Annotated in this window: 8 protein-coding genes; 4 read left to right on the forward strand and 4 right to left on the reverse strand. The window is 67.3% G+C overall.

What is annotated here, in order from left to right; genetic code table 11:
• The first annotated feature begins 24 nt into the window (after positions 1-24).
• Positions 25-1,677, forward strand: a complete 1,653-nt coding sequence (locus ABLE43_RS00185; protein ID WP_348976449.1) for an aminotransferase class III-fold pyridoxal phosphate-dependent enzyme — start codon at positions 25-27, stop codon at positions 1,675-1,677.
• Positions 1,678-1,717: 40 nt separating this feature from the next.
• On the opposite strand, the gene ABLE43_RS00190 is transcribed toward ABLE43_RS00185, so the two are convergent.
• The 3 genes from ABLE43_RS00190 to ABLE43_RS00200 form a co-directional block, all read right to left on the reverse strand.
• Positions 1,718-3,661 carry a vanadium-dependent haloperoxidase gene (locus ABLE43_RS00190; protein ID WP_348976450.1) on the reverse strand — a complete coding sequence of 648 codons (1,944 nt, stop codon included), beginning with the start codon at positions 3,659-3,661 and terminating at the stop codon, positions 1,718-1,720.
• 368 nt (positions 3,662-4,029) lie between these two features.
• Complete coding sequence (locus ABLE43_RS00195) at positions 4,030-4,641, reverse strand: hypothetical protein (protein ID WP_348976451.1); 612 nt, start codon at positions 4,639-4,641, stop codon at positions 4,030-4,032.
• 18 nt (positions 4,642-4,659) lie between these two features.
• A complete protein-coding gene (locus ABLE43_RS00200; RefSeq protein ID WP_348976452.1) occupies positions 4,660-5,346 on the reverse strand; it encodes a class I SAM-dependent methyltransferase in 687 nt (228 codons plus the stop codon).
• Between the two features lie 272 nt (positions 5,347-5,618).
• On the opposite strand from ABLE43_RS00200, the gene ABLE43_RS00205 reads away from it, so the two are divergent.
• From ABLE43_RS00205 to ABLE43_RS00215, 3 genes are all read left to right on the forward strand, one after another.
• Positions 5,619-6,491 carry a UDP-2,3-diacylglucosamine diphosphatase gene (locus tag ABLE43_RS00205; protein ID WP_348976796.1) on the forward strand — a complete coding sequence of 291 codons (873 nt, stop codon included), beginning with the start codon at positions 5,619-5,621 and terminating at the stop codon, positions 6,489-6,491.
• The gene (locus tag ABLE43_RS00210; protein WP_348976453.1) at positions 6,488-7,543 is read left to right on the forward strand and encodes a glycosyltransferase family 4 protein; all 1,056 of its coding nucleotides are present in this window, start codon (positions 6,488-6,490) and stop codon (positions 7,541-7,543) included. The genes ABLE43_RS00205 and ABLE43_RS00210 overlap by 4 nt, the downstream gene beginning before the upstream one ends.
• 101 nt (positions 7,544-7,644) lie before the next feature.
• Positions 7,645-8,574 carry a DUF808 domain-containing protein gene (locus ABLE43_RS00215; protein WP_348976454.1) on the forward strand — a complete coding sequence of 310 codons (930 nt, stop codon included), beginning with the start codon at positions 7,645-7,647 and terminating at the stop codon, positions 8,572-8,574.
• Between the two features lie 274 nt (positions 8,575-8,848).
• Here the strand turns inward: ABLE43_RS00215 and ABLE43_RS00220 are convergent, their stop codons facing one another.
• Positions 8,849-11,863 carry a TonB-dependent receptor plug domain-containing protein gene (locus ABLE43_RS00220; RefSeq protein WP_348976455.1) on the reverse strand — a complete coding sequence of 1,005 codons (3,015 nt, stop codon included), beginning with the start codon at positions 11,861-11,863 and terminating at the stop codon, positions 8,849-8,851.
• Positions 11,864-11,882: the final 19 nt, after the last annotated feature.

An 11,882-nucleotide genomic window follows, 5' to 3' on the forward strand; every position in this document is an offset into this window, starting at 1 on the left:
GATCGCGTCATATCCGCGTCAGTCATGACGCCGATCGTCCTCGCCCTCGCCGCCGGTACCGCCGGACTTTTCGCCACCAAGGGGCGCAAGCGCCTCGCGCTCAGCCGCGCCAAGCACGGCTCGCTCACCGGCCATGTCCGCTGGGGACAGCGGATCGCGCGGACGATCGCCTTCTACGACTATGACGACGCGCGGTTCTTCGCCGCCGACGGTGCACCGCCCGAGGTCGCGGCGCGGCGGCGCGCGGGGTTCGAGGCGCTATCGGCGCTTTATGCCGAGCGCTTCCCGAAGACCGTCGCGGCGACGAAGGACTTGCGCGAGGGGCTGTCCGACCTGCAATTCACGGGACGCTACCGCGTGCCGTTCCAGTTCAGCGCGAAGGTGCGCGAGCGACTGGCGACCGGGGCGTTCTACGAATCGTCGGAAGGCGTGACCGTCACCGACCTCGACGGGAACCGCTTCTACGACCTTGCCGGGTCGTACGGGGTCAACCTGTTCGGGCACGACTTCTACAAGGACTGCATCGCCGAAGGTTCGGCGCGGGTCGCGGCGCTGGGGCCGGTGCTCGGCACCTATCACCCGGTCATCGCCGCCAATGTCGCGCGGTTGAAGGCGATCAGCGGCATGGACGAGGTGTCGTTCCATATGTCGGGCACCGAGGCGGTGATGCAGGCGGTGCGCCTCGCGCGCTATCACACGGGCAGGCGGCGGCTGGTGCGCTTCGCCGGGGCCTATCACGGCTGGTGGGGCGATGTGCAGCCGGGTATCGGCAACCCCACGCCGCAGGACGATACGCTGACGCTGGCCGAAATGTCCGAGCGCACGCTGCACGTGCTGGCGACGCGCCGGGACATCGCCTGCGTGCTGGTGAACCCGTTGCAGGCGCTGCACCCCAACAGGGGCGCGCCCTCGGACGGCACGATGATCGACAGCAGCCGCTCGGCGCATCTCGACCGTGCGGCGTACCGCGACTGGCTGGTGAAGCTGCGCGAGGTCTGCACGCGGGCGGGCGTCGTGTTGATCTTCGACGAGGTGTTCATGGGCTTCCGCCTCGCCAGGGGCGGCATGGCAGAGGCGTTCGGGGTCCGGCCCGACATGGTGACGTACGGCAAGACGCTGGGCGGCGGGTTGCCGGTGGGCGTGTTGTGCGGACGCGCGGCGCTGATGAAGCGGTTCCGGCCCGAAGCGCCCGCCGATATCTGTTTCGCCCGCGGAACGTTCAACGCGCATCCCTACGTGATGGGGGCGATGGACGTGTTCCTCGAACGCCTCGATTCGCCCGAAGTCGCCGCGATGTACGACCGGGTGGACGAACGCTGGGACGCACGGATCGCGCAGTTCAACGCGGCGATGGCCGAGGCCGGGCTGCCGGTGCGCGCGGCGGGGATGCAGACGGTGTGGACGATCCGCTACACCGTGCCGTCGCGCTACAACTGGATGCTGCAATATTACTGCCGCGCCGAGGGGCTGGCGCTGAGCTGGGTCGGCACCGGGCGGCTGATCTTCAGCCTGAACTACGACGACGCCGCGTTCGCCGAGGTGGTCGCGCGATTCGTGAAGGCGGCACAGGCGATGGCTGCGGATGGCTGGTGGTGGTCGGCAACGGGCACGACGAACAAGATGCTGCGGCGACAGGTGCTGAAGGAGACGCTGTCGCGGCGATTCAGGCGGGGGTGAGCGCGGCGGCACCCTTTGCGGGATGCCACCGCCCATCGCTCTATTGTGCTGCCCGCGCCGTGCTGGTGTTGCTGGCCTTGACGGCGATCTGTTCCCCTTGCAACGCCGCCGCGACCGCTGGCGAGCATTGCGGCATCGCTGCCTCCTCCGCCCGGGCCGCCGCCATTTGCGCTACCCGCGGATCGACCAGCTTCGATCGAAAGATATCGTTGGCGATGCCGAGGCCGAGCGGAACGCCGCCGGTTGCCGGAGACGACGGCACGTCCCCGGCCGGGCTGTAGACGTGCTTGTACGTGATGGCGCAGGCGTCCTTGTAGACCGGAAGCCCGCCCTCGGTTTTGGAGTTCTCCTGCTGCGCATCGGCGGGGTCGAACGCATCGAAATTCCAGTGCACGCCCAGCCAGATGCGACTGAACGCATTCTCGAAGATCGCGTGCGACAGCGATTGGAACCGGCGGACGATGCGGGTGCGCACCAGCCCCGGCTGATCGACGAGCGGCTGGTCGCCGCGATACGGTTGATACAGGTCGCGGCTGATCCCGTTCATTTCGTCCGACACCAGCGCGAAGGCGATCGAGTCGCATTTGTCGGCCGGTGCATCGCCATAGAACAGCCGCAGCATCTGGAAACATGCCGCGCCGAAGGTGGCATGGCCGGAGGGATAGGCCGGAAACGGCGGCTTGAAGCTGATCTTGTTGCTGTTCGTCTCCGGCGCGCCGAATGCCAGCCAGAAGGGATCGGCCTCGTCCGCGAGATGCTCGGAACCGCCCGTCGCCGGGGCCTCGGGGCCGCTGGCCGGGCCATGCTCGCGAACGCCGCTCAAGGGCCGCCAGAGCTGGAACTTGTATTTCTCGCGCCAGGCGAACTTGCCCGCATCGGCCATCGCCGAATTGCACAGTGCGAATATGCGGACGAACTGGGCATGCTGCTCCGCAACGTCGTCGGGGTCGGTGGGTCCGGCGTCGGCGGTCTTTTTCTTGTTCCACGCGACCACCCGGACGACCTGATTGTACAGACGCGGCGGCGTGCCGATCAGATTGGCGCCGTCATAGGCCCAGAACAGCGCCGCCAGCGTCTGGTCGGGCGTGCGCTCGGTGAGCGGCGATTCGGGCTTGCCGCCCGCGTGCCGGACCTCGAACAGGCTCGCGGCATAGGTGGCCGGGTCGGGCTGCCCGCCATGCCAGACCGGCGGCGGGGCGAGGGTGTGCAGCGCATCGTCGGAGACGGCGAAACTTTCGACCGTCGTGCCGTAGAAGGGGCCGTGATAGATTCGTACCGGTGCATCGCCGAATTCGGGATGATCGCGGTCGATCGGGTCGCGGCGGACCGGGTTGGCGGGTTCGTCGCGAAAGGCATAGCGCCGGTCCATCGGCTCGAACCGGCCCTGATCGGCCCCCGGCTCGCCCGGCTTCACCGCCAGCCGCGCGAAGATCAGGTTCCCGACATATTCGCCGAAGCGGTGCGCGGGCGACAGGACATCGATCGGCCGGGGATAGTCGGCGATCAGCTTCGTCAGGGCGGCGGACAGCGTCTGATGCGCGACCGCCGAAATGCCGGGACCGCGCGATCGGTACAGCCGGTCGAGCATCAGCACCGCAGCACCGGTCAGCGCCTGATTGGTACTGGACGGATCGCTGTTGAGCCCGGCCAGCCTCGGCTGGATCGCCGCCGCGGCCATTTTCTCGAACTCGCTCGCGCCCGCGGGGAGCGGAAGGGTGATCCGCAACTCCGCCAGATACGGCTCCGCCAGCCGGCTCGCGGGCGGGTTCCCGCCGAACTTCAGCGTCGCGAAAAAGGCGTCGTGCATCGCCAGATGGATCAGCCCCATCGCCCGCGAACTCATCGTCGGGCCGGTCTGCGGCCCGCCGAGCGAATGGGTGATGCGGTTCATCTCCAGCGCGACATGGTTCCAGTAGAAGACCGGGAATTTGTTCTTCGCCGCGAAATCAGGCTCGTCGTGCGAAACGTCCGGCAGCAGCAGCATGGCATCCTCTCCAGAAGCGGTGAGATACGCAAGCGTATGACCCTCCCGAAACCGCGAAGGTCATCGTCCGATACTGAAAGATTCGCGAATCGATCGTGCAATCGTAGCAGAAAAGGCGACGTTTCCGAATGTAACCGTTGTTTCTATAGTCGGTGAAGATGCCGTTACGGATGTTTATACTGCGATATCGGTCCGAATAGACAATTTCGGTGACCCAAAGGTCGGATATGACGGGATAATATTCATGCATCGCCGATCGCGGACCGTTGTCGACCCGACACGGAACGACCGGTCCGCCTGGTCGACGAACCGGTCGCACATGTTGCGATCCTCCCCTGCGATCCCGGGCGCGCCGCGCCCGGCGCAGTTCAGTGCCGCGCCGCTTCCTGCAGGTCGGTATCGATCCGTGCGCCGCGCAGCAACTGCCCCGGCGCCTTGCGATACAGGACGAAGTCGTTGAACGGATCGGTCACGATCTTGGTCGCCCAGACGATGCCGGTCATCACGTCGCGCTGCACGAACAGCTGCACGACGCGGAACAGCAGCCCGGCGACCGCGAAGCCCAGCCACAGCAGCGCCAGATGGCGCAGGAAACCGACGAAGCCGACATGCGGCTCGAACAGCCCGAAGAAGGTCGGGTCGAGCAGCAGCGGGATCGGCATCGCCGCCCACAGTGCCATGAACACGACCTTGCGGAACAGGTTGTAACCGACCTTGATCGCTTCCTTGTGCGCGTGCGTCGCCTGGTTCACATGGTCGTAGGTCTTGGGCTCGAAGAAGAAATGCCCCGATTGCCGCGCGGTCATCGCGACCAGCCAGCCGAGCAGGCTGGCGACCGCCGGGTCGATCCACACCACGACATAGGCGATCAGGAACGTCGTCGCGCTGACGAAGTGCAGCGCCTGGTTGATGATGCTGTGGTGGTAGTAGCGGTGATCGTCCCACCGCTGTTCCTGCAACGCTTCCTTGAATCCGGGCATCGGTCGGGCCTCTTTGGGTCAGGCGGTCGCGGCGTGCGCGAGCGTGGGGGTGTTGTCCTGTCCGTCGGCGGTGCGGCGGAAGCAGACGAGCGAGAAATGGCCGAGCGGCGGGAGCGGGCGGCGCTCGACCAGTTCGGCGCTCGGGTGGCGCTCCGCCCAGTCGCCATAGACCGACCAGGGGAAATCGGTGCGCCAGCCGAGGCGGCTGGTGACGGGCATCAGCGCGCGCTCGATCCTCGCGCGCATCCCGACCTCCGCACCCAGCCGCGTCGTGATGACGATCAGCCCGCCGGGGCGCACGACGCGCAGGAACTCGCTCAAGGCCCGGTCGGGATGCGGCACCGCCGACACGACATATTGCGCGACCACCACGTCGAACGATGCGTCGGCGAAGTCGAGCGCCTCGGCATCGCCGATCGCGATCCGCTCGACATGGTCGAGGTTCAGCCGCTTCACCCGGTCGCGCGCCTTGTCGAGCATCTGGTCGGCGATGTCGATGCCGGTGATCCGGCTGTCGGTGCGATAGTGGGGCAGCGAGATGCCGGTGCCGACGCCCACCTCGAGGATGCGCCCGCCGACCCGCTCGGCCGCGTCGATCGCGGCGCGACGACCGCGGCGGAAGACGGGTCCGAACACCAGGTCGTAGATCGGCGCCCAGCGGTCATAGGCGCTGGCCACGCCGACGCGGTTCAATTCCTGAGCCAATGCAAAATCCCTGTCAGCACCCGTCGGTGGGTTGTCGGGCAAGGGTGGCGCGGTTCGATGACACGCGCGTTGCGGGACGAAGACGTTGCGGTTTCAGTTTGATGAGACGCGCGTCATCGTTCCGAAACGCAATTGTCGCGTGTCGCGGATACAGCATGGCGCAACGCTGAGGACGAGTGTCCGATCCGCTATCGTGGAGGCAAACCATGACGACGGCCTATGTATCCCGGACCGAACCGAATTCGACCCCCGCGAAATCGGAACGGTCGATGATGAAGTCGCTGGCGCGCAAGGTGCCGGACTGGATCAACGATCCGCAATCCTATCGCAGCGAAGGTCCGAAACAGTCGTACCGCACCGTCTTCATCTCCGACGTGCATCTCGGCACGCCGGGATGCAGCGCGACGCAACTCGTCGATTTCCTGCATTCGTTCGAGTGCGAGACGCTGTACCTCGTCGGCGACATCGTCGACGGGTGGCAGATCCGCAAGGGCTGGTACTGGCCGTCGAGCCACAACGACGTGATCCGGTCGATCCTGAAGTTCGCGCGCCGCGGCACCCGCGTCATCTACATCCCCGGCAACCATGACGAGGCGTTCCGCGATTACGTCGGCCTCGAATTCGGCGGGGTCGAGATGGTCGAGGAGGATATCCACGAAACCGCCGACGGGCGCCGCCTGCTGGTGCTGCACGGCGACAAGTTCGACGGGGTGGTGCTCTATGCCCGCTGGCTCGCCTTCCTCGGCGACTATGCGTACACCGCGCTGCTCAAGGCCAATCGCGTATGGAACTTCGCGCGGCGCAAGCTGGGCCTGCCCTATTGGTCGCTGTCGGCCTATGCCAAGCACCGGGTGAAGAACGCGGTCAACTTCATCGGCCGGTTCGAGGAGACGGTGGCGCACGCCGCCGCCGAGCACGGCGTCGACGGGGTGGTGTGCGGCCATATCCACACCGCCGAAATCCGCCGGATCGGCGACATCACCTATTACAACGACGGCGACTGGGTGGAGAGCTGCACCGCGCTGGTCGAGGATCATGCGGGGGCGATGTCGCTGATCGACTGGCGCGCGCTCACCTGGGAAAGGGAACTGGCCAAGGCGGGGCCGAAGTCGTTCGTGCCGCCGCGCGCGGTCGCCGCCGCATGAGGATCGCGATCGTCAGCGATGCGTGGAGTCCGCAGGTCAACGGCGTCGTGCGTACCCTCCAGACCACGATCGGCCGGTTGCAGCAGCGCGGCCATGTGGTCGAGACGTTCACCCCGGACGGCTTCGCGACGCGCGCGTGTCCGGGCTATCCGGAAATCCGCCTCGCTATCGGCTGCGGGGCGGAGCTGGGGCGGCGGATCGAGCATTTCCGGCCCGATGCGATCCATATCGCCACCGAAGGCCCGCTCGGCTGGGCGGCGCGCGGATGGTGCAAGGCGCGGGGGGTGCGTTTCACCACCTCGTTCCACACCAATTTCGCCGAATATCTGGCGATGCGCACGCATCTGCCCGCCGCGCTGTTCTGGCCGTTCCTGCGCCGTTTCCACGCGCGCGCCAGCGGGGTGATGACCGCCACCGCGCGGGTGGCGCAGTCGCTCGCCGACCATGGCATCGCCCATACCCGGCGCTGGTCGCGCGGGGTCGACCTCGCGCTGTTCAAACCCGACGGCGGGCAGCTCGATCTCGCCACGCTGCCGCGCCCGATCCTGCTGCATGTCGGGCGCATCGCGATCGAGAAGAATATCGAGGCGTTCCTCGCACTCGACGTGCCCGGCACCAAGCTGCTGGTCGGCGACGGTCCGGCGCGCGCCGACCTCGAACGCCGCTATCCGCTGGCGCGCTTCGTCGGGCTGAAGCAGGGGGCGGCGCTCGCCGCGGCGTACCGCGCCGCCGATGTGCTGGTGTTCCCCAGCCGCACCGACACCTTCGGGCTGGTGATGATCGAGGCGCTGGCGTGCGGCACCCCGGTCGCGGGCTATCCGGTGCCGGGGCCGCTCGACATCGTCGGGCTGGACGGCATGGGTGGTGGCGACGCCCGGATCGGCGCGGTGGACGCGGATCTGGCGGCGGCGGTGCGACAGGCGCTCACCGCCGATCGCGATGCCTGCGCACGGGCAGGCTCTGCCTATTGCTGGTCGCGATGCACCGACCAGTTCGTCGGCAATCTGGTCGATGCCGGATTGGCCAATCCCGCCCTGCTCGCCGCCGAATAGCGGCGAGGGCACCGGGCCGGACGCTTTCCTCCACGCTTTTCGTGGCGTCGCAGCATGTTGCGCGTTACCACCGCGGCAACAGGGACAAGGGGACGCGCACGATGGCCGGTGGATTGGTGGCATTGCTCGACGATGTGGCGGCGATCGCCAAGCTGGCGGCGGCGTCGCTCGACGATGTCGGCGCGGCGGCGGGGCGTGCCGGTGTCAAGGCGGCGGGGGTGGTGATCGACGATGCGGCGGTGACGCCGCGCTATGTCGTCGGCCTGTCGCCCGCGCGCGAACTTCCGATCATCGGCAAGATCGCGCTGGGATCGCTCAAGAACAAGCTGCTGATCCTGTTGCCCGCCGCGCTGTTGCTCAAGGCGTTCGCGCCATGGGCGATCACGCCGATCCTGATGCTGGGCGGCGCGTTCCTGTGCTTCGAGGGCGCGGAAAAGATCATCGGCGCGTTCACCGGCGGCCATGGCGCGGACGAGGCGGCGACCGCCGCCGATCCGGTCGAACTGGAGAAGCGGCAGGTCAGCGGCGCGATCCGCACCGACATGATCCTGTCGGCGGAGATCATGTTCATCACGCTCGATTCGCTGCAGGACATGTCGTTCTGGGAGGGCGCGGCCGCGCTCGCGCTCGTCGGCATCGCCATCACGATCGGCGTGTACGGCGTCGTCGCGATCATCGTGAAGATGGACGACATCGGCCTGTCGCTCGCGCAGCGCGCGAACGCGGCGACGCAGGCGATCGGGCGCGGCCTCGTCAAGGCGATGCCGGTGCTGCTCAAGGCGCTGGCGATCATCGGCACCGCGGCGATGCTGTGGGTCGGCGGGCAGATCATCCTGCACGGCATCGAGGTGTTCGGCTTCACCACCCTGCCGCATCTGGTCCACGACACCGCGCATCATGCGGGTGCGGCGGTGCCCGGCATCGGCGGCGTGCTCGAATGGCTGGTCAATGCCGCGGGTTCGGCGGTGGTCGGCATCGTGGTCGGCGCGGTGATCGCCGGCCTGCTGCATCTGGTGCCGCGCAAGCATTGAGGCGATAGCCGGATGTCTCCCCTCCCTGCTTAGGGAGGGGAGTAATTTCTTGCACGACCCTGCCGGATGCCGATCGCTCCTAGGACCGATCGACATTCAACAATTCCGGCATATGTCGCGATCGAGATCGCCATTCTCTCGTCACCCCGGACCTGTGCCGGGGTCCACCGTGCGGCGATACGGTGCGGTTCGCGCCGCTATCGACAGCGTTTGCAGCCCGGTGGACCCCGGAACAAGTCCGGGGTGACGATGTGGCTATGAATGCCGATCGCTCCTAGAACTTCACGTCCGCCTGCACGGTGAATGCGCGGCCCCGCGGATCGGCGACGCGCGGTTCCCATGATCCGCCCGCGCCGGTGTTGGAATCATAGGTGATGGCGAACGGCGGATCGACGTCGAACAGGTTCTTGACGCCGAAGGTCAGCCGTGTCGCGCTGTTGCCGAGGTTGGGGAAGCTGACCGCGAGGTTGTAGGTCACATATTCCTTGACGAACCGGTTGAACCCGTCGCGCGTGACGGTACCCGCGAGGATGCCGGGCAGCGCCTGGTTCTTGTAGCCGTCGCGGTAGAGCTGGGTCAGCGCGACCGAGAACTGGTCGGTCGAATAGCTGACGAAGGCATTGTGCTTCCAGCGCAGGCCGAGGTCGCCCGCAAAGGTGAACACGCCGATCAGGCTGGGGCCATAGGCCGCATTCTCGGTCAGCTTCTCGCGCTTCTTGAGCAGGTAGGTGCCGTCGATCCCCATCAGGAAGCTGCCGCCCAGCGCATCGAACCCGCCGCGCCCGGCGATCTCGAGGCCCTGCGTGCGCCGCGCGCCCGCGTTGATCCAGCGGCGGTCGATGATGACCAGCTCGTTCGCCGCGTTGCGGATGAAGCGGTCGGGGAAGAGCCCGGCATTGTCGATCAGCTCGCGCTCGGTCAGCAGCTGGATCGTGTCGTCGACGTTGATCGCCCAGAAATCGACCGACAGGCTGAACCGGTTCGACGGTTGCAGCACCACGCCCGCGCTGAACTGCCTGGCGCTTTCGGGTCCGAGGTTCGGATTGCCGCCGGTATAGATGTTCGGCTGCACCGCCGCGCAGGCCGGGTTGGTGGTGTTGGGCACGCCGCCGGGGCAGCGCACCGGGTCGGCGAGGTCGCGGCCCGAATAGGGCGATTCGGTCAGCCCGTTGAAGATCTGGTTGAAGGTGGGAACCCGGAAACCGGTGTTGTACGACCCGCGGAACATCAGCGGTTCCCACGGGCGGTATTTCACCGACACCTTGGGATTGGTGGTGGTGCCGAAGTCGCCGTAATCGTCGACGCGCACCGCGCCCGTCACCTCGAACCCCTCGAACAGGGGAACGAGCACCTCGGTATAGGCCGCGCGCACCTGCCGGTTCTTGCGGCGCAGCGCGTTCACATTGTCGAACGCGGCGAGGAAGATGACCGGGGCGTTAGCGGCGGCGGCGGGCGATCCGTTGAAGCTGTAGGTTTCGCTGCGGAAATCGATGCCCGCCGCCAGCTGCACCTTGCCGCCGGGCAGGCGGAACAGCGGCCCCGCGATCGAGTAGTCGAGCTGCTTCACCTCATATTGCCCGCCGTAGAGCGTGGCCCCTTCCGCCGAGACGGCGGCAAGGCCCGCCAGCGCCGCCTCGGACTGGTTGAGGGTGAAGGGGTTGAGGATGCCGCTGTTGATGAGGCCCGCAAGGCCCGGCCCTGCCGCGCCCGGCGCGGTCGGCGCGGTCGGGTCATAGGCGCCGCTCGACAGCGTGCCGCGATAGAAATAGCCGCTGCCGAGCTGCGACGTCGCCTCGCTCTTCGCGTAGGATCCGCCCGCGCGGTAGTCCCATCCGGCCCACAGCGGCCCTTCGGCAGCCAGCGTCACGCGGATCGTCTTGGTATCCGTCTCATATTCGCGCGGGCCGCAGGCGATGCAGCGCCAGCGGAAGGCGATCGGCTTGCCGTAATTGGCCGCGACCGCCGGGAAGGTGCCGCGGATCGCGTTGTAGACCGCATTGTAGGTCGGCGCGGTCAGCGAATTGAGCGGATAGGCGACCTGGAAGTTGGAAGTGTTCGACGAGACCTGCGCGTTGGAGAAGCTCTTGGCCGAATTGGCGTCCGATCCGGTGACTTCGACCGAAAGCTGATGGTCCTCGGCCACCCGTGCGACCGCGCGCGCGAAATAGGTCAGTGTTTTGATCGGCTGTTGCAGCACGGCGGCGCGGCCCGTGTCCCATGCGCAGGCATAGCGCGCCGACACGTTGTTCCACAGCGCATCGTCATAGGCCATGCCGCCGTCCATCGATTCGCACCCCGCGCCGCCCGGCAGGTCGAGGATGTTGATGCCCCCGGTCGCCTGGGTGGTGGTGCCGGGGATGACGAGGCCCGAGAGCAGCTGCGTGCCCGAGGTGCCGCCGAGCAGCGTGCCGGTCTGCCCCTGCGGCCCGCGCGGCAGATAGGTGCCGTTGTTGAGCGCGAAGGCGGTGGCGATCGGCGTGCCGCGCGTATCGACCGAGAGCCCGCGCTGCGGCTGGTTGCCGTTGACGAAATCGCGGTCCGACCCGCGCAGGATGTTGTTCCAGCGATAGGCGATCGCGCCCATCACGTTGAACCCCTGTTCATTGAGGTCGCCGAACCCGGCGATCGCCGAGACGCGGTAGATGTTGCCGTCGCCCTGTTCGGTGACATCGGTCGCACCCTGCACGCCGACGCCCTGGTAATCGGTGCGGGTGATGAAGTTGATGACCCCGCCGATCGCATCGGTGCCGTAGATGGCGGACGCGCCGTCCTTCAGCACCTCGACCCGTTCGATCGCGGCGAAGGGAATCTGGTTCACGTCGACCGCCGCGCCCGACAGGCCGTGCGCCGCCACGCGGCGGCTGTTGAGCAGCACCAGCGTCGCCGCCGATCCCTGTCCGCGCAGATTGGCCGCCGACAGCCCGTTGGTGCCGCGCTGCGCGCCGGTGGTGACGTCGGCGTTGGAGGCGAGATTGTCCGCGCCCGATCCGTTGGTGGTCAGCAACCCGATCAGCTGTTCGGGGCTGGCGATGGCGTTGCGTTCCAGTTCGGCGTTACTGATGATCTGGAGCGGCAGCGGGCTGTTGTTCGGATCGCGCTTGATCCGCGATCCGGTGACGAGGATCTCGCCGTCGTCGGCGCGCGTCTCGGGCGAGGGCTGCACCGCGATGCCGGTCGGCGTCGCTGCCTCCTGCGTCGTCACGCCGTCCTCGGGCACCGTCTGCGCCTGTGCCATGGTGCTCGCCAGCAGCGATGCGCCCAAGAGAATCGTTGCCCGGATGCTGCGCATGTCTTGCCCCCTGTAACGG

It is taken from the genome of Sphingomonas silueang, from assembly GCF_040049155.1.
In the GTDB taxonomy this organism is placed as follows: Bacteria; Pseudomonadota; Alphaproteobacteria; order Sphingomonadales; family Sphingomonadaceae; genus Sphingomonas; species Sphingomonas silueang.

What these genes read in the sequence shown, in the direction of transcription:
- ABLE43_RS00185 (WP_348976449.1), top strand. Translation starts at nt 25, where the DNA reads ATGACGCCGATCGTCCTCGCCCTCGCCGCCGGTACCGCCGGACTTTTC.
- ABLE43_RS00190 (WP_348976450.1), bottom strand. Translation starts at nt 3,661, where the DNA reads ATGCTGCTGCTGCCGGACGTTTCGCACGACGAGCCTGATTTCGCGGCG.
- ABLE43_RS00195 (WP_348976451.1), bottom strand. Translation starts at nt 4,641, where the DNA reads ATGCCCGGATTCAAGGAAGCGTTGCAGGAACAGCGGTGGGACGATCAC.
- ABLE43_RS00205 (WP_348976796.1), top strand. Translation starts at nt 5,619, where the DNA reads ATGAAGTCGCTGGCGCGCAAGGTGCCGGACTGGATCAACGATCCGCAA.
- ABLE43_RS00210 (WP_348976453.1), top strand. Translation starts at nt 6,488, where the DNA reads ATGAGGATCGCGATCGTCAGCGATGCGTGGAGTCCGCAGGTCAACGGC.
- ABLE43_RS00215 (WP_348976454.1), top strand. Translation starts at nt 7,645, where the DNA reads ATGGCCGGTGGATTGGTGGCATTGCTCGACGATGTGGCGGCGATCGCC.
- ABLE43_RS00220 (WP_348976455.1), bottom strand. Translation starts at nt 11,863, where the DNA reads ATGCGCAGCATCCGGGCAACGATTCTCTTGGGCGCATCGCTGCTGGCG.